We start from the raw sequence: 17,776 nt of genomic DNA, 5'->3' as shown, positions 1-17,776 counted from the left end.
AGGACCCCTTCGTGATGGGGGCGGACACGGCAAATCCCTACCGCGGTATGGCGGGTGACCGGATGACTGTTCAGCGAGCGCAGCGCGATCCTTTGCCGAAATCGGATCAAAAGGACGGATGACGATGAGGCAGGATGCCCAGGGGTTGACGTTGCTGGAGTTGCTGGTGGCTATTGCGGTGATGGGGGTGTTGTTGGGGGTTGGGGTACCTTCGTTTCAGAGCCTGCAGCGGCGGATGCGTGCAGACACGACGTTTCATATGATCACCAGTGCGCTGGCAATCGCCCGCGCGACGGCGGTGACGCGTGGCGTGCCGGTCAGCCTTTGTCCCAGCGCCGATGGGCTCCGCTGTGATCGCCACACCGCTTGGGAGAAGGGGTGGATCGTGTTCGAGGACGCTGACCGCGCAAGCCAGCCAGCCGCGGACAGCGCCGTCATGCAGCGCTTCGGAAGCTTGAAAGGTGGAGTCGTGTTGCGCAGCACGGCAGGCAGGACACTGCTGCGCTTCCAGCCGAGCGGTATGTCAGCGGGCAGCAACATCAGCCTACGCCTGTGCTCCGACAGAGACAGCGCCTATCTGGGCAGCGTGGTAGTAAACAACGCCGGACGTGCGCGCACAGAGCGAAAGCAGAACGAGGGCTGCCCGTTCGCCTTGTAGGGGGTGTAAGCACTTGACCCCACGGCCCCAGCGCTTACAATGCCCGTCCCCGCCCGAATAGCTCAGCTGGTTAGAGCACTTGACTGTTAATCAGGGGGTCGCTGGTTCGAGTCCAGCTTCGGGCGCCAAGATCAAAGAAAAAGGCCGTGCAATGCACGGCCTTTCTTTTTCTCCCGCCAAGTGGCTCTACCAGCACTCGCCCGCACCGGCGGTTCCGCTAGCTGAGCGCTCACCCCGCTGGTTGATGGAGAGAGTCCCGCATTTGGTGTCGCGTGTCGCCTGCGCACCCTGCGGCACTGCTTCCAGGGTGTACGCGCGAGCCGTCACGCCGCTCGCCTGGACCTGATAGAAGCGCGCTACCGAGCCGTCGCATTGCGCCGGTGCCGGAGCGGCGGCGTAGCTGAGGTTCGTCGTGTAGTGCCGCTCCATGAACTGTGCTCTCTCCTGCAGGCAGACGGCACCCGCGGAACGACGTGAGCGCATCACCTGATCCTGGTAGCTGGGGTAGGCGATCGTGGCCAGGATCGCCACGATCACGACGACGATCATGACCTCGATGAGCGTGAATCCTCCCTCCCCCGCCGTCGATCGGCGGGGATTGTCTGGGCTGCACTGCATCATCATTCTCCGACCACTTCGCGCCATGAGACGCGCCCCACATTACGCGTTTCACGCGTGGGCACGCTCGCAGTACCGCCAGTTGAACCTCCCACGACCATACGGCCCCGAAGCAGCGATCCAAGCGTTGGCATCCCTACTCCCAGATCCACAGAGCCGATCGGCACCTGGTTATCACCAGTGCCAATCGTTTCATCATCAAAGCTCCCATCGTTGTTGAGATCGAAGAACGACGGCCCCGTACTGGTACCTGTGAATGCGTCAAGCGCGTTGATGTAACCCCGGCCATCCGACTCACACGCGTTTGCAGTCGGAATGACGCTTGAGGTCACGAGCACGTTGCCAACCACCTGGGCATCCGTCACGATCCGTTCCCCCTCCGCTGTGTTTGGAGGCGTCACCAGATCGACGAACCAGCCCTTGCTATCCAAAGGCAACGGAGTCTGTGCTTCGAATCCCCGCACCGGACGGCCATCCCTGGTCCCAACCTGCTTGATATCTCGCTTGGTCAGCGCTGTCTTTAGAACGGTTGCGCCTGTATCGACAAGTCCATACATGCTCTGGACATCCCGATTTTCCACGTCGCCTACCGTCATCAATCGTCCTGTTCCGAAGAACAGCCACGTCTGATAGGTAGTGGGGTGCATCGCCACGGTCAACGCTCCGGTAATCGGCTGTGCGGTTTGCGACGCACCGGTGCCGTTGGATGCTTTGAACAGCGCAGCCCCTGAATTGGCAACCTTCCAACTCGATGTGGTTGTCCCGCCCAGATCAAACTTCCAGACGTTGCCCAAGTGGTCCCCCGCATACACGGAATCGAGCGTCCCGTTTCCGTCAGTATCCCAACCTACAGGTGGCGACAAGCCGTTGGGTGCAGAAGCCGAGCCAGCCGCGGTGTCAATTTCCTTAAGCAATTCGCCTGTCGCGAGGTTGTAGACAAGCAGTACCGCCCGATCGTGTGAACTGTTCACGCCATTGCTGACAATCAGACCGGTAACGCCATTATTGAGCTTGGCGATGATGGGCTTGCCTTGCACCAACCCCATATTTCCCAATGGAGTCTCGGCTTTCTCCCACAAGACGTTGCTTGCTGTGAAAGACTGCGGATTGGTCACATCCAGGGCAAACAGGCCCTTACCGCCTTTACCCAGACTGCCGACGAGCAGGTTCTGTCCCGGAGTCTGCGTTCTATCCGACACCACCACGGGCCCGTCAACGAAGTAGCGATGCGCGTAATCGGGCCGGCTCAGCGTACTGAGATCGGACCAGTTGATTGAAGCCGGGATGTATGCGAAAAGCTCGGCGCCGGTAGCAGCGGAGAAGGCGTGGAGCATTCCGTCGTTGGCTCCAACAAACACCGTGTTGGTCTCCTCGGAGTACGCCGGAGAAGAACTGACGATGTCACCGAGCACGTGATTGCGGCTTCTCAGCGAACCACCCTTTTCGATCTCCAGAGTGCGCGCGCCCGCGATATAGTCGGCATTGTCGCTGCCGGTCACCGGGTAGTTACTTGCTCCGGTGCGCGCCAGCAATTGCGTCTGGTTCGTCGTGGGGAAATTGACACCGCTGGAACCGTCGAACGTGAATATCTTTCGCCCGGACGAGGGAATCCCGGCAGAAGCACGCCACGACGGGGTAACAGAAACGCCTGTTTGGGTGATTGGATAGGAAAGCAGTTCGCCCGTCCACACCCCAGAGACGTAGCTGGCTTGGAATACCGCGGTATCCGCATCAAGCGTGGTTGAGTTTGCGGTGACGTTGGAGAAGGAACCCACCCGCTCGGTGATCGTTGCGAGCGCGGCTTTGAGCCCAGTGGCAAACTCGTTTGGATTGCTTGCAGACAGGAACGTACCATGGCCGTTCACAGACGCGTGCCAAAGATCATCGATTCGCGTCGCGTTCTCCGTTGGCAACGGATTAGGCCATTGGAGCGTGCCACCCTTAAGTGCGGGGAGATCGTTGTCTGGATCCAGCGTGCCGCGTAGACCGATGGATATACCAAAGGTGACCATGTGCTGCCAGAACGCCGGGTTGCCTACGCTGGTCGGCACGATGTTTGTCAGACTGGACAGATCGGTTTTCCAGTAGTACATCGCGATATCCGCGAGAGTATCTGAAAGCTCATCCTTGAACGGAGCCGCAGGAGCGTACGTATAGTCATCGTTCTTTGGCCCGCTGATCTTCTGGCCAGCAGTTCCGTCCGAATTGCCGACCTTCACTCCACTACCGTAGTTGCTAAAGTTGTTCCAATAGCCGTCAGTAGTAAGGATCGAGAAGTTTTGACGGCACGCAAGCTGATCAGATCCCGACTCGGGACCATATGGGCCATTTGCGGCGTTGGACGAAAAATACTCTCCAGCGTCCCGCAATGCCCCATGCAGCGGCGTTCCACTCTGCCCCACAGCATTGTGCAGTCGGTTGAACCATTGGGTTCGGTTGTTATTATTGCCCGCCGGCCCGTTTGGATCGACAAACAAGCCATTGTTGTGAGCTACAGGGATCGGGACGGCGTGCTTCGGCTCGTTGGCTGGACGGGTGCCACCAGGCTGGCGCTTCCAGATCGTTCGGAACCCGACGCGAACGTTAGTTCCTAGACCGCTGAACGCTGCACTGGCGCCGGCCTTGGCCGCCTTCATACGCGTACGGTGGTAGGAATACCACGTTGCGAAGTTGACACGCTCACTCGCAGGACTCCTACCCGTAGGCGTGGCCGGTACACAATTTCTCCAGCCCGTCGACCCATCGCAGTTGTTGCCGTACTTATAGGTTACTAGAATCCTTCCCTTGTACTTGTCGTCGTCGTCTGTCTTGAGCCGCACGTACCATGTTCCTGCGTTCGGCTTAGGTTGAAAACAGACATCATCACCGTCATCCTTACAATCATAGTGGGTCTTATCCGGCGCCCCCCCATGCCGAACGTAGATTTCAACATCATCGTCCTTTGGAGATATTGAAACCGATAGATCCTCTGCACCCTCAGGGACATCGAAACTGTAGCTTTCGCTCCACTCGTCTTTCTTCTTAAGATCGACAGGCTGATCCAGGGCAGTAACCACTCCCACAGTGCCGGAACCGGGCTCACTGCGAATGACGTTTCCATTTCGCTGAATCTGGTAGCGATAGTAATTGGCCGCGTCTCCCAGATAGCTTGCGGAAGTTTGGAGCGGGTCCTGGGGAACATAGAAAGTCTGCACCCCACCGCACTCGGTGCGATTTGCTCCATTCCGCTTTACTGTCTGACAAGAGCCGGTGTCAGCAAGATCGATCGGGTTTGAGGCGTTGTCGAAATCCGCGTAGGCGCTGTTGTAGCTCGTTCCGCCAGATAACATTTCCCCAGCAGCGTTCAACCATGGCTGGTACGTAATCGCCGGATCGTAGTATACGGTGTTGCCCACGTAAGATTCGTTGGTAATCGTCGTATTTTTAACACAAGCGCCTTTGGCGGCTCTGAGACATATCGTGCTAACTACCGGATTAGCCATGGTCTCGAACGCCATCGATCCCGAATCATCCAGAATAAACAGAACGTTCGCGGGAACACGGGTTCCGGTCGTCAGCGGATCGCTGGGCAAGCTGATCCCCGCGCTTGCAGGAAGCGCCATGAATGTGACGGCGAAAGCGATCGCGCAGGCTCCAAGCTTCTCCAAGAAGCCAGTGGCGTGGCTATTCGTAAATTGGCGCTTTCCAGACATGACGGACTCCATTTAGCGCACGATGAAATTAGTTTGCAGGAACACGGCGGCGCGGCCGGCTTCCGAGCTACGGGCGGTGATGCGATAGCGCGGAGCCATGCACAGGGCATCGATCGGGATCTTTCGATCGCAACCAGGCCAGGTGGGTGCCAGCCCCATGTTTTCGACGATTACGTCTGTTTGCGGAGCAATGGTGCCCAACTCGAGATCCGCCGTCACATCACGCCAGCCTGCGAAGCCTGGGCTCAACCAACGGTCCGGGTCAGACGCGACAGGTGTGGAGCAGATACCATTACTGCAAACCGCATCCCCCGCGGGCTGCGCTGCGGCGAGCGTTTCAGCGAAGCGCAATGCAGCCTCCGCTGCCTGGAAACTGACACTGCGATCGTAAAGATTCGCGCTCATACGCTCCTCCAGAAGCGTACCGCGCAAGGCGGCGAGGCCAAGCAGGGTCATTATCAGGAGAAGCATCAGTACAACAAACAACGATGCGCCACCCTGACGCGCTGCCGTATGGAAGCTTTGCAGACGGTTCATGTGTTGCGATTCCGTAATGCTGCGATATAGATCATGTCGCGCACGACCGGGCTGCCACCCACCTGCTCAACCCCCTGCATTTGCAGGTGGATGCGCGCCGCGAGCACCCGACCCCAGTCCGTGATGCCGCTTGCCGGCAAATAGCTGTTCTGCCCAGCCTGGAGGTAGGTCATCTGGAGGCCAAGGACATTCTCTGCGATTTCTTCGTTGACGACCGCGCCGCCCTGCAGCCTCGACTGATAGAGGGAACTTCCACCGCGCCCATTCGTACCGACGTACCAGCGGGTTGCGTGCAATCGGGCAAGCACCGTATTGGGCGCGGCGTATGCAAACGGAGTGCCGGCGGTGCAATTCTGCGGCAAGCCCAGCTCGCCCGTGCAGTTGCCTGGCGCGGTACCGCCGAAAACGTGGCGGATGGTATTGCCGGAGGCAGCGGAAGACTGAAAGATCGAGGCCTGGCGCGCATTGCATACGAGGATAAGGTCGCCGCTGCTGAAGCCGTGATTCGCGTTCAAAGTGAAAGTATGCGAAGTGATGTCATGCGCGCTGACGGTAAATACCTTGTCCGCAGCCGACATGATCTGTACTGCATCGGTTCCCGCCACCCGGTTTGCCGGCTGAGCTCCGGCCGCTGGAAAATCTCCCTCAGCCCCAAGTAGTGCGGTGTTCCATCCGTTGATGTCCGTAAACCAGTTGCTGCCAGGTGAATTGAGCACATTCACCAACGGGAGATTGTTGACACAGGGGTTGCCCGCAGCCTCGCGGAGATCCCGTGCCATCAGTTCGAAAGCGATGCGCGCGTTTTCCTGGACACGGCCCAATGTCTCCGTGGCTTGATAGGTCATGCGATTTGAAACAAACATCGCGATGGCCGCGCCGGTAACCATCAGCCCTAGCAGCAGCCCTACCATCAGCTCGACAAGCGTCACGCCGCGCGCATGGCGGCGCGACGGTCCAGCGGAGATCCGCGATCGTTTCATAGGACTGCCCGCGTAATGAGTTGGTGCTCGCTGTTACCCGCGGCGGCGCCGTCGGCCGCGCGACTGTCGTCCCACTGAACGGTCACCGTGCAGTCGGCCCCAGCGCACTCGACCTGTCCGCAGGTGCTGTCCGAGTTCCCAAAGGTTGCTTCAAGTCCGCCGATCCAGTCAGCAAGACTTGCGTTGGCAAGGGATCCGTCGGAAGCCGGAGCCGCACAGAGCAACGTTGCGGAATTGTATGCGTTGCCCATCGCGGCGACCCGGTCCGCGCGCATGGCATCGAGAATGGCATAGGAGTGGGCAACCGCCTGGCCTCGTTCCAGTGAGCTCTGACTGTTCCGCAAGGCAGTCGCCTGCATCGCCGCGATACCGAGCATTCCCACGCCCATGATCAGCACCGCGATAAGCACCTCGATAAGACTGGATCCACGGACTTGAAATCGGGGTACGGATGGATTGAACGAAGAACGAGCAAGTCTCATGGGCATGCACCCGCACCATCAATAGAGGTTGTGGAGACCCGGCTACCGGACGCGATAGCGAGCCTCCGATGGTTTTCCGCTGGCTTGGTCGTGGGCATGCAGACAGTCAGCGTCGTCGCGAGGAGGCCACCGTCCGCTCCGCGTGCAAGCCCGTTCGACCCAAAGGTGATCTGTTGCACTTCACTGGTTATCTGAACGCTAGGAAGTGCCCTCGAAGATTGCAGCACTTCGGCGGGCTGCCCTCCAGAGGCCGGCGCCAACACCAGCCACTGGTCCCATCGTCCTGCTCCTGCGCAGGTTGCACCGTCCGTGGAACGGCATACCGAAACGGGGCGGCCCAAGCGAACTGCTTCCATGCGCGCCTGCTGCACGCCAGCGACGAGCGAATTGACCTGTGAGGTAATCCGGCTGCTGTTCTGGACCGTCGTAAATGACGGGAAGGCGATCGCGGCGATAATCGCAAGCACAACAACCGTAATGACAAGCTCCACCAGTGTGAATCCGGAGGATCTCCGCGACCGATGGCGCTGCGGATAAGGGGCGTACCTGCTGTGCATTCTCCCTCCCCGGAGATTCCTGATTGACGACGGTATCTGGGCCCATGCGCGGACACCACCGTTTTCCGATGGACGGCCCGGAACCGAGCCTGAGCGGGAGTCACCGCGATCTGTTCGTCCGCGGGCGCCGATAGTTGTCCATACTTGCCGCGTATGCAGACCCTCGAAGCATCGACGCATCCTCTCGACACCCTCTCGCAGGCTCCCACGATCGTGTGGGTGATGATTGCCGGGGAATGCCTGGCGATCATCCTCTCTCTGGCACCCAGCCTTCACGGAGACCGGGTCGTTTATTTCGGCCTCGCCTCGCTGATGATCCAGTGGGTCTCGCTGATCACTCTCTCGTGGATATTTCTTCTTCAAAGACGGCTGCGGACCGTGAGTCCGCAGCGTTTAGCTTGGGTGGTTCTGGCCTTTCTGCTCCTCGACACGTGGGTGGTTCTCGCGCTTGCGTGGCTACTCGCCAGTGGCAGTTGGCCGATGGAGCCGAGCGGTTGGATGCTCTTGACAGCACGCGTGACCGGAATTGCGCTCGCCTTTGGCTTCCTGGGAGTAGCCGCATTCCAAAACCACTGGCGTGGCCGTCTGCACGCCGTGCGCGCCAAGCAGTCCGAACTGCAGGCACTGCAGGCACGCATCCGCCCCCATTTCCTTTTCAACACGCTCAACACCGGCGCGGCGCTGGTGCACGAGCGGCCGGAGGAGGCGGAGCGTCTGCTGCTCGACCTGGCGGACCTGTTCCGCGCCGCGCTGGGCGGACCGCGGCAGATCCTGCTGGCGGATGAGCTGTCGCTTGCGCGCCGCTATCTGGAAATCGAGGCGCTGCGATTTGGTGATCGGCTCACGGTGCACTGGCACCTGCCGCGCGAGCTGCCAGCGGTGACGGTCCCGGCACTTTCCATCCAGCCGCTGGTCGAGAACGCGGTGCGTCATGGCGTTGAGCGGCTCCCGCAGGGCGACGTGGATGTGCGGGTGACGACAACGCCGGAGCACGTGATCGTCCGGATCAGCAATCCCCTCCCCGCTTCCGGGAGCACTTCGGCACCCGGCCATCAGATCGGTCTGAATGCGTCGCAGGTGCGGATCGAGGCGATGACGGACGGTCGCGGCAGCGTACAGACGCAGGTCGAGGACGGACGCTTCATCGCCACGGTGCGGCTGCCTGTAGCCGCCTGAGCGTCAAGCCACCACGCGATAACAGGGCTTGTAGTCACCGGCGATCTTCATCCGCCGCTGCTCGACAAACGCCAGCAGCAATGCGTCGAGGGAGGCCATGATCTCCGGGTCGCCGTGGATCTCGAACGGGCCGTGCTCCTCGATGCGACGCAGTCCGTCTTCCTTGACGTTGCCGGCGACGATGCCGGAGAACGCGCGGCGCAGGTCGGCTGCCAGTTCGAACGGTTTGCGGCCGTGGTGCAGGTCCAGTGACGCCATCGCTTCGTGGGTCGGGATGAACGGCTGCTGGAACTCCAGCGGTACATTGAGCGACCAGTTGAAGAAGAACGAGTCGCGCATGTTCAGGCGGTGCTCGCGTACCTTGCGGACACCGTTCCCCATGCGCCGGGCGACCGCGGTCGGGTCGCCGGTGATGATCTGGTAGCGCCGGGTCGCCGCATCGCCCAGGGTCAGGCGGATGAAGCGGTCGATCTGTTCGAAGTACGGCGCCGCGCTGGTCGGTCCGCTGAATACCAGCGGGAATGGCACGTCGGCGTTCTCCTCGCGCAGCAGAATGCCCAGCAGGTAGAGGATTTCCTCCGCGGTACCCACGCCACCGGGGAACACCACGATGCCATGGCCAAGACGCACGAACGCCTCCAGGCGCTTCTCGATGTCCGGCATGATCACCAGGTGGTTCACGATCGGGTTCGGCGACTCGGCCGCGATGATGCCCGGCTCGGTGACGCCGATATAGCGCATGTGGCGCTTGCGCTGTTTGGCGTGGGCGATCGTGGCGCCCTTCATCGGGCCCTTCATTGCGCCGGGACCGCATCCGGTGCAGATGTCCAGCCCGCGCAGACCCAGCTCGTAGCCGACCTCCTTGGTATAGAGGTACTCCTCGCGGTTGATCGAGTGGCCGCCCCAGCACACGACCAGGTTGGGGTCGGCGGGCAGCAGCGCTTGGGCGTTGCGCAGCAGGCCGAAGACCGCATCGGTGATGCCCTCGCTGCTGTGCAGGTCGCGATCGCCCTCCTGCCCCAGCTCGATCGAGCGGTAGGCAAGGTCGCGTACGACCGCAGCCAGCAGTTCGGCCACGCCGTGGATGATCTCGCCGTCCACGAACGCCATCGCCGGGGCGTGCTGCAGGTCGATGCGCACGCCGCGATCCTGCTGGTGGACCTGGATGTCGAAGTTCGGATACAGCTCCTGCGCGGCGCGCGGATCGTCGGAGGTGCTGCCGCTGGTCATGACCGCCAGCGCGCAACGGCGCAGCAGATCGTGCATGCCGCCACTGGACGCATCGGCCAGGCGCGCGACTTCCTTGCGCGAAAGAATGTCCAGCCCCCCGCGCGGATGGATCCGGGCGTTGACGGTGGGCAGGACGGCGTTGCTGGGATGACTCATTTGCGGGTGTTTCCTTCTTGTTTTTCGCTTGACCGGGCGACTTTAACGCAGACACATGAAAACGGCCGGGTTTCCCCGGCCGCTTCCGTCGTGCATCGTCCTGACCGGAATCAGAACTTGTACTTGAAGCTCAACATCATCGACCAGCGCGACACGGCGGTGTTGCCCTTGTCGTTGTTGTTTTCCTGGACCTGCGCATTGTCGGTGGAACCGGAGAAGTTGTAGACGTACTTGCCGGTGACCGGGTCAATACCGGCGTAGTTGACCACGCGACGGGTCGCGTAGAAGCCGTAGTCCTCGATCAGGCCCCAGTCCTTGTTGAGCAGGTTGCCAACGTTCATCACGTCCAGCGCGAGCTCGGCCTTGTGGCCCTTGAAGAAGCCGGGCAGTTCCTGGCTGACGCGGACGTCGAAGCTGTTGGTCCAGCCGGCGCGGAAGCCGTTGGCCGGAGCCACGCTGCCACGATGGCCCTGCAACTCGGGTGCGTTCGCGGCCATCCAGTCGAAGAACTGCTGCTCCATCTGCGCCGGCGTCGAGTCGGCATTGCCAGTCCACATCACGTCGCCCGGGCCGGCCGGCACGTAGAACAGGTCGTTGGTGTTGGCACCGTCGCCGTTGGCGTCGTTGTAGTAGATGTAGCTGTACGGACGCCCCGAGCGGCCCTCGTAGAACAGGCCGACGCTGGTGGTGTTGTCACCAAAGAAGTTGTGCTGCCACTGCAGGGTTCCGGTGACGCGGTCCTTGATTGCGTAGCGCGAGTCGTAGGCCACGTTTTCGTTGGCGTTGTAGATCAGCGTGTTGCCCCAGTTCGAGGTGTTCTGCGAGCTGGTCAGCGGGCTGACTTCCTTGGCCTGGGTAAAGGTATAACCCAGCGACCAGCCCCAGTTCTGGGTCATCGGCTTGCTCAGCGAGAACGTCGCCTGCGAGCTGCTGCCCTTGCTGGTGTTGCGCAGCAGGAGCACGTCACCGATGTCGCCGGGACGGTTGGCCTTGACGTCCGGGCACATGCCGGCGGCAACCACGTCGGCGCTGCAATTGCTGCCACCGATCCTGCCCGCTTCCATGCCGAACCGGCCCGCGTTGGCCGGGTCACGGCCGGCGGCGTTCCAGTAGTTGTCGCGGCCGTCCATGGTGCCGGTGAACGTCGGGTTCATCACGTCCAGGCGCTCGAAGTAGATGCCGTCATTGACCTTGGTGAACAGCAACTCCGCCGAGGCCACGATGCCGTGCCACGGCAGCTCGTGATCGAAGGCCAGGTTGGTCTTCCAGACCGACGGCAGCTTGGTGCCCGGCTCGATCAGGTCGACGTTCTGGCGTGCCGCGCCCGGGGTCAGGCCGGCGGTGGACGGCGGCTGGGACGGATCGAAGGTCGGTGCCTGGCCGCCGCGCAGATCGTACTCGACGTAGTTCAGGCCGGTGTTCTGGTACGCACCAGCGAGCCAGACGTTGGGAGCCGCACCGCCGAACAGGCCGATGCCGCCGCGCAGCTGGGTCGGACGATCGCTGTCGAAGGTGTAGTTGAAGCCCACGCGCGGCTGCACGAGGTTGCTGTCCACCAGATTGGTGTTGTTGTAGCCGTACAGCTGCTCGATGCGCGCGTTGTACAGGCGCTGGTCGCTGAAGGACGGCATGTCGACGCGGACCCCTGCCATCAGGTTCAGGTTGTAGTTGATCGCCCAGGTGTCCTGCAGGAACACGCCGGTGTTCTTGAGGGTGAAGCTGGCCGGGATGTCGGCGCGGCTGCCACCCGGACGCGGCGCCCGCAACTGGTAGCGCGAAGGCGTGCCGGCAACGAACGCGTCCAGATCCTTGAACTCGTAGACGCCGTTGAGGTTGCGACCGTAGAAGTTCATCAGGTCGTTGTCGGAGTAGTCGAAGCCGAACTTGACGGTGTGATCGCCGGCGTACCAGATGGCGGCACCGAACGCGCTCAGCTCCTTGCTCTCGATGATGTTGACGTGCGTGTTCTGCTCGGTTCCGAACAGCAACGCCGCGTTGTTGTCACCAAATCCGTTGACGCGGATCTGCGGCAGGTTGACGTTGGGCACGCGGTTGGCCGAGTAGTCCTTGTGCGAGACCTTGAACTCGGTGGAGAAGTTCTCGCTCCAGTCGGAGAACACTTCGCCCATCCACGTCTCGTAGATCTTGGGCTGCGAGTACCAGTAGTTGCTCAGCGATACGGTGCCGGTGCCGATGCCCGGGAAGCGCATCACGTCCTGCTCCATCTTGTTGTAACGCAGGGCGGCGCGGTGGTTGTCGTTGATGTTCCAGTCCAGCTTGACCGCGTACTCCTCGATCTCGGTCTTGCTGTCGGGCGCGGACAGACCGCCAACGTCGTAACCCTTGGCGGACATCAGGTTCTGCACGGTGGAGATGTCAGCCGCAGTGATGTCACCCTTGCCAAACGGCGTGCTTGCCAGCGCGACGCCGGGTGCCGAACGCTCGTACTTCTCGTAGTTGGCGAAGAAGAACAGCTTGTCCTTGACGATCGGCCCACCGAAGGTCATGCCGTAGGTCTGTTCATCGTTGAAGCCGTTGAAATCCCCGCGGTCGCCTTCCAGGCGCGTGCGGACCAGGTCCTTGTCGCGGTAGGTGTAGTAGACCGTGCCGTGGTACTCGTTGGTACCCGACTTGGTGACCGCGTTGACCACCGCGCCGGTGCCGCCGCTGATGGTGGTGTCGTAGTTGGCCAGATCGATGGTGATCTCTTCGATCGCGTCCATCGAGACGGGCTGGCGCTCGGTCGGCAGGTTGTTGGACTCCAGGCCGAACGGGTCCGACGCGCTGATGCCGTCGATCCGGATCGCGTTGTATCGGGTGTTCTGGCCGCCAGCGGAAATCGCGCCGTCCGCCTTGCTGATCTGGGAGATGCGCGGATCCAGGCGGATGTAGTCCTGGATGTTGCGGTTGGCCGAGGGCAGCGCGTCAATCGTCTCGCGGGTGACGTTGGTACCGGTACCCATTTTCTCTGCGCTGAAGATCTCCGAGCCGCCCATCGTCGCCACGGCCTGGACCGAGCCCAGGGTGGTCACGTCATTGTTGAGCTGCGCGTTGACGGTCGCGACCTGGTTCAGCGGCAGGTAGATGTCGTCCTGCGACCGGCTGCCTGCACCCGCCTTGTTGATGGTCACCGTGTACGGGCCACCGACGCGCAGACCGCGGGCGTTGTAGCGACCGCTGGCATCGGTGGTGACGCGGCTCACCGTGCCCGACTCGGCATGGACGATGGTGACTTCCGCACCGGCGACCGGCTGGCCATCAGCACCGACGACCTGGCCACCGAGGCCGGCGGACGTGCTCTGGGCAAAGACGGGGGCGGAAGCGAGGACGACGAGCAGTCCCAAAGTGAGCTTGGACAACCGGACGCGGCTGGGGTGGGTCATGGCAAAAGGGCCTCGGGCGTGGGTAACGGGCACGTCCAGCGACAGGTCGCTGGCATGATTTCCGGATCGCTGGGATGTAAAAAACCGACTGCGTCGCCGGTTAACGGCAGTTTAACACGGAGAAACGATAGCTTGCGCGTGTTACCGGCCAATGACGAAAACGGCACGGCGTGCGTGCTTGCCTCAGACCGCGATGCCCAAATACCCGACCAGACCGTCGAGGAACATCTGCACCGAAATCGCCACCAGCAGCATTCCCATCAGGCGCTCGACCGCGGTCAACACGCGCATGCCCAGCAGCTTGTACAGGTAGGTGGCCGAGAACAGGATCGCCGCCGTGGCGCCCCACGCGATCAGCAGCGCCAGGCTCCATTCCATCAGGCGACCGGGCTCGTTGCTGCCCAGCAGAAGCACCGCAGCCATGCCTGAAGGCCCGGCCACCAGCGGAATGGCCAGCGGCACGATGAAGGGTTCACCGTCGGGCAACTCTCCCATCAGCCCCTCTGGCGGGGGAAAGATCATCCGGATGCCGATCAGGAACAGGACGATGCCGCCGGCAATCGACACCGAGTCCTGGCGCAGGTGCATGGCTTCCAGGGCGTACTTGCCTCCCCACAGGAAGATCATCAACACGCCCAGCGCAATCAGGAGCTCACGCGCCAGCACGTAGCGCTGTCGCTCCGGCGACAACGTGCGGAGCATGCTCAGGAAGATCGGGATATTGCCCAGAGGATCCAGGATCAGGAACAGCAGAAGGGCGGCCGCGGTGATGGTCATGGGCGGCAGGTCAACCCACTGGAGCCCAGACCTGGCCGCGATGGGCCACGCCGGCGCCCGACAGCAGGGTTACGCAGGCCGGTGCGTACCGCTCCGGATCGGCCGCGCGCTGAACGTCCTCCTCCACGTACGCCTTCGCCCGCAAAGCGGTGCGCATCGGCCCGGGTTGCAGGCCGGACACGCGCACCGTGGTGCTTGCCAATTCGGCGTGCAGCATGCCCACCAGACCCGCCAGTCCGTGCTGGGCAACGCCATAGCCGCCCCAGAACGCCTTGCCCACCCGCGCCGGATCGTCCAACGCGAATACGAGCGCAGCGTCCGGTGCCTGGGCGAGCAGCGGCAGGCAGGCCTGGCTGAGCCACCACGGCGCGGTCAGGTTGACGTGGATGGCGCGCGCGAAGGCCGCCGGATCGGTGTGCAGCAACGGCGTCAGCCCGGCAAAGTCGGCCGCGCAGTGCAGCACCCCGTCCAGTCGGCCCAGCTCGTTGCCGATCCGCTCCGCCATCTGCGCGTAATCATCCGGGGAGGCGCCTTCCAGATCCAGCGGGTACAGCACCGGTTCCAGACCTGCAGCGGCCACCGCGTCGTACACCCGGTTGAGGCGCGGCACCTTGCGGCCGGACAGCACCAGCTGTGCGCCCGCGCGGGCGCAGGCGATGGCGGCCTGGTTACCCAAACCCCCATGTGCGCCGGTCACCAGCACTACGCGACCGGCAAGGGCGTCGCCAGGAATCGTGTCCAACAGGGCGTTCACTGTGGAAGTGCCTCGCTCAACATCCGCGCCAGCTCACCCGACTCGGCCAGCTCGGCGGTGATGTCGCTGCCGCCAATCAACTCGCCATGGATGAACAGCTGTGGAAAAGTCGGCCAGTTGGAGTAACGCGGCAGATTGGCACGGATTTCCGGCTCCTCCAGCACGTTGACGGTGTGCATGGCTGCGCCGCCAGCCGCCTGCAGGATCTGTACCGCGCGGCTGGAAAATTCACACATCGGAAATTGCGGCGTGCCCTTCATGAAGAGCACGACCGCATGGCCTTCGACTGCAGCCCGGATCTGGTCCATCACGGACATGGGCGCGGCTCCTGCAATGGTGCTTCCGGCATTGACGGCCCGGAAACGGAGGTGGGGATAGAATGGCCAATTGTAATACCTCATCACTGTCGGCGGCCCCACCGGGTGCCGTCGTCTCCCCCGCCAGCCTGCAAGGAGCCCGCCAATGGCCATCGAACTGCCACCGCTTCCGTTTGAACGCACCGCCCTGGAGCCGCACATCTCCGGCGAGACCATCGACTTCCACTACGGCAAGCATCACAAGTCCTACGTCGACAACCTCAACAAGATGATCGAAGGGACCGAGTTTGCCGACATGCCGCTTGAGGACATCATCCGCAAGTCGCAGGGCGGGATGTTCAACAACGCCGCCCAGGTCTGGAACCACACCTTCTACTGGAACTGCCTGAGCCCGAACGGCGGCGGCGAGCCGACCGGCAAGCTGGCCGAGGCGATCAACAAGTCCTTCGGCGACTTCGCCACCTTCAAGGAGCAGTTCAGCGATACCGCGGTCAAGACCTTCGGTTCCGGCTGGGGTTGGCTGGTACAGCGCACCGACGGTTCGCTGGCGCTGGTCAGCACCTCCAACGCCAACACGCCGCTGACCGGCAGCGACACGCCGCTGCTGACCTGCGATGTCTGGGAGCACGCGTACTACATCGACTACCGCAACGCGCGGCCGAAGTACGTGGAAACGTTCTGGAAGCTGGTCAACTGGGACTTCGTGGCGTCGAACCTGAAGTAAGCCGCACGCTACGTGTCGGATCGAAACGGCCGGAGAAATCCGGCCGTTTTTTTTGCAGGTCCCGCTCTCGGGCCGCCGCGCTACGCTCGAAGCAAGGCGGCGCGATTGCGCTCTCACCGCCGCTACGCTGACCGACGGGGGTGAGTGTCCTTGGGTGCGAAATAAAGGAGGAGGCACCGGCTTCAACGGTGCCGGGGGACATTCGCACCCAAGGACAATCACCTCCGCCCCCCCCCCGCAATCAATAAGCGCAGAGCTCTACCCGCCCTCAGCCCCCCTGCAACCAAGAAGCGCAGAGCTCTACCCGCCCTCAGCCCGCGGCCTCAACCGCCTCCGCCAGGCGCTCCACCGCAATCACTTCCATCGCGCCTATCTTCCCGCTGCGTGGCGCGTTGCCCTTGGGCACGATCGCGCGCTTGAAGCCGTGGGTGGCCGCCTCTTTCAGGCGGTCTTCGCCGTTCGGGACGGGGCGGATCTCGCCTGACAGTCCGACCTCGCCGAAGGCAATCGTCTTCTCCGCCAGCGGCCGGTCACGAAGACTCGACAGCACCGCCAGCAATACCGGCAGGTCGGCGGCGGTCTCCTGCACGCGGATGCCGCCAACGATGTTCACGAATACGTCCTGGTCTCCCACCCCGACTCCGGCATGCCGGTGCAGGACCGCCAACAGCATCGCCAGCCGGTTTCCTTCCATGCCGACGGCCACCCGGCGCGGGTTGGACAGCGGCGAGGCGTCCACCAGCGCCTGCACCTCGACCAGCAAAGGCCGTGTGCCCTCGCGGGTCACCATCACGCAGCTGCCCGGCTGGGCGGCAACACTGCCGGAGAGGAAGATCGCCGAGGGATTCGACACCTCACGCAGGCCCTTGTCGCCCATCGCGAACACGCCCAGTTCGTTGACCGCGCCGAAGCGGTTCTTGAACGCCCTCAGGACCCGGAACCGGCTACCCGATTCGCCCTCGAAGTACAGCACTGCATCAACCATGTGCTCCAGCACGCGCGGACCGGCGATTCCGCCTTCCTTGGTCACGTGGCCGACCAGGAACACCGCGGTGCCGGTTTCCTTGGCGTAGCGCACCAGCCGCGCCGCGCTTTCACGGACCTGGCTGACCGAGCCGGGGGCGGCGGTCAGCGACTCGGTCCACAGGGTCTGGATGGAGTCGGCGACCAGCAGACGCGGCGATGTGGCAACCGCCTGCTCGAGAATCCGCTCCACGCCGGTTTCTGCCAGCGCGTTGACGCCGTCCAGCGACAGGCCAAGACGCGCGCCGCGAGCGGCGACCTGGGCCAGTGATTCCTCGCCCGTCACGTAGAGCGCGGGCAGTGACTCGGCCATCTTCGACACCGCCTGCAACAGCAGCGTCGACTTGCCGATCCCTGGATCGCCGCCCACCAGCACCACCGAGCCGGCCACCATGCCACCGCCCAGGACACGGTCCAGCTCACCGATGCCGGTGGAGACGCGCGACTCGCCCGAGTGGCTGACGTCCTTGAGCGCGGTGACCTTGGGCGGATCGACCTTGCCTGCCCAGCCGCTGCGACGCGCCGGAGCCGCACTTTTCTGCGCTGCGGCCGACTCGATCACGAACTCGGCCAGCGTGTTCCACTCACCGCAGTCCGCGCACTGCCCCTGCCACTTGTTGTGGTCGGAGCCGCATTCCGAGCAGACGTAGGCGATCTTCGCCTTGGCGGCGGACTTGGCGGACGATTTGCTGGCGAAGGACATGGGCGGCAT

At 62.7% G+C, this 17,776-nt stretch carries 15 protein-coding genes and 1 tRNA gene; 4 read left to right on the top strand and 12 right to left on the bottom strand.

Features of this window, described 5'->3' with window-relative positions; genetic code table 11:
* Positions 1 to 124 precede the first annotated feature (124 nt).
* Together INQ42_RS04480 and INQ42_RS04475 are read left to right on the top strand one after the other, a co-directional pair.
* Entirely contained in the window at positions 125 to 658 is a 534-nt protein-coding gene (locus INQ42_RS04480; protein ID WP_194035328.1) for a GspH/FimT family pseudopilin, read from the top strand.
* Positions 659 to 709: 51 nt separating this feature from the next.
* Positions 710 to 786: transfer RNA gene (locus INQ42_RS04475), tRNA-Asn, on the top strand.
* Between the two features lie 58 nt (positions 787 to 844).
* Here the strand turns inward: INQ42_RS04475 and INQ42_RS04470 are convergent.
* The 6 genes from INQ42_RS04470 to INQ42_RS04445 all read right to left on the bottom strand — a co-directional run bounded on the left by INQ42_RS04470 (position 845) and on the right by INQ42_RS04445 (position 7,524).
* Positions 845 to 1,207: a type IV pilin protein gene (locus INQ42_RS04470; RefSeq protein ID WP_282435698.1), complete on the bottom strand. Its 363-nt coding sequence runs from the start codon at positions 1,205 to 1,207 to the stop codon at positions 845 to 847.
* A 71-nt stretch (positions 1,208 to 1,278) separates the two neighbouring features.
* The gene (locus INQ42_RS04465) at positions 1,279 to 4,968 is read right to left on the bottom strand and encodes a PilC/PilY family type IV pilus protein (RefSeq protein ID WP_228064433.1); all 3,690 of its coding nucleotides are present in this window, start codon (positions 4,966 to 4,968) and stop codon (positions 1,279 to 1,281) included.
* 12 nt (positions 4,969 to 4,980) lie between these two features.
* On the bottom strand, positions 4,981 to 5,505 hold the full coding sequence (locus INQ42_RS04460; protein WP_194035326.1) for a pilus assembly PilX family protein: 525 nt from the start codon (positions 5,503 to 5,505) through the stop codon (positions 4,981 to 4,983).
* Entirely contained in the window at positions 5,502 to 6,485 is a 984-nt protein-coding gene (locus INQ42_RS04455) for a PilW family protein (protein WP_194035325.1), read from the bottom strand. Before INQ42_RS04455 ends, INQ42_RS04460 begins: the two co-directional genes overlap by 4 nt.
* Entirely contained in the window at positions 6,482 to 6,967 is a 486-nt protein-coding gene (gene pilV / locus INQ42_RS04450; protein WP_194035324.1) for a type IV pilus modification protein PilV, read from the bottom strand. The genes INQ42_RS04455 and pilV overlap by 4 nt, the downstream gene beginning before the upstream one ends.
* Positions 6,964 to 7,524, bottom strand: a complete 561-nt coding sequence (locus INQ42_RS04445) for a GspH/FimT family pseudopilin (RefSeq protein ID WP_194035323.1) — start codon at positions 7,522 to 7,524, stop codon at positions 6,964 to 6,966. The genes pilV and INQ42_RS04445 overlap by 4 nt, the downstream gene beginning before the upstream one ends.
* Positions 7,525 to 7,677: 153 nt before the next feature.
* On the opposite strand from INQ42_RS04445, the gene INQ42_RS04440 reads away from it, so the two are divergent.
* Entirely contained in the window at positions 7,678 to 8,700 is a 1,023-nt protein-coding gene (locus tag INQ42_RS04440; protein WP_194035322.1) for a sensor histidine kinase, read from the top strand.
* 3 nt (positions 8,701 to 8,703) lie between these two features.
* Here the strand turns inward: INQ42_RS04440 and ppnN are convergent, their stop codons facing one another.
* From ppnN to grxD, 5 genes are all read right to left on the bottom strand, one after another.
* Positions 8,704 to 10,086, bottom strand: coding sequence for a nucleotide 5'-monophosphate nucleosidase PpnN (gene ppnN / locus INQ42_RS04435; protein ID WP_194035321.1), 1,383 nt, complete (start codon positions 10,084 to 10,086; stop codon positions 8,704 to 8,706).
* A 110-nt stretch (positions 10,087 to 10,196) separates the two neighbouring features.
* Positions 10,197 to 13,469, bottom strand: coding sequence for a TonB-dependent receptor (locus tag INQ42_RS04430; protein WP_194035320.1), 3,273 nt, complete (start codon positions 13,467 to 13,469; stop codon positions 10,197 to 10,199).
* A gap of 183 nt (positions 13,470 to 13,652) precedes the next feature.
* Positions 13,653 to 14,246 (bottom strand): MarC family protein, encoded by a 594-nt coding sequence (locus INQ42_RS04425; protein WP_194035319.1) that lies wholly within the window; start codon positions 14,244 to 14,246, stop codon positions 13,653 to 13,655.
* A 10-nt stretch (positions 14,247 to 14,256) separates the two neighbouring features.
* Positions 14,257 to 15,000, bottom strand: a complete 744-nt coding sequence (locus INQ42_RS04420) for an SDR family NAD(P)-dependent oxidoreductase (RefSeq protein WP_228064432.1) — start codon at positions 14,998 to 15,000, stop codon at positions 14,257 to 14,259.
* Positions 14,997 to 15,317: a Grx4 family monothiol glutaredoxin gene (gene grxD / locus INQ42_RS04415; RefSeq protein ID WP_194035318.1), complete on the bottom strand. Its 321-nt coding sequence runs from the start codon at positions 15,315 to 15,317 to the stop codon at positions 14,997 to 14,999. Before grxD ends, INQ42_RS04420 begins: the two co-directional genes overlap by 4 nt.
* A gap of 145 nt (positions 15,318 to 15,462) precedes the next feature.
* Between grxD and sodB the strand changes: the two genes are divergently transcribed.
* Positions 15,463 to 16,041 carry a superoxide dismutase [Fe] gene (gene sodB, locus INQ42_RS04410; RefSeq protein ID WP_194035317.1) on the top strand — a complete coding sequence of 193 codons (579 nt, stop codon included), beginning with the start codon at positions 15,463 to 15,465 and terminating at the stop codon, positions 16,039 to 16,041.
* Positions 16,042 to 16,351: 310 nt separating this feature from the next.
* Here the strand turns inward: sodB and radA are convergent, their stop codons facing one another.
* Positions 16,352 to 17,767, bottom strand: coding sequence for a DNA repair protein RadA (gene radA / locus INQ42_RS04405; RefSeq protein WP_194035316.1), 1,416 nt, complete (start codon positions 17,765 to 17,767; stop codon positions 16,352 to 16,354).
* Positions 17,768 to 17,776: the final 9 nt, after the last annotated feature.

It is taken from the genome of Lysobacter avium (assembly GCF_015209745.1).
Lineage (GTDB): Bacteria > Pseudomonadota > Gammaproteobacteria > Xanthomonadales > Xanthomonadaceae > Novilysobacter > Novilysobacter avium.
Note: the sequence above shows the minus strand (reverse complement) of the source record. Positions and strands in the feature narration are given on the sequence as shown.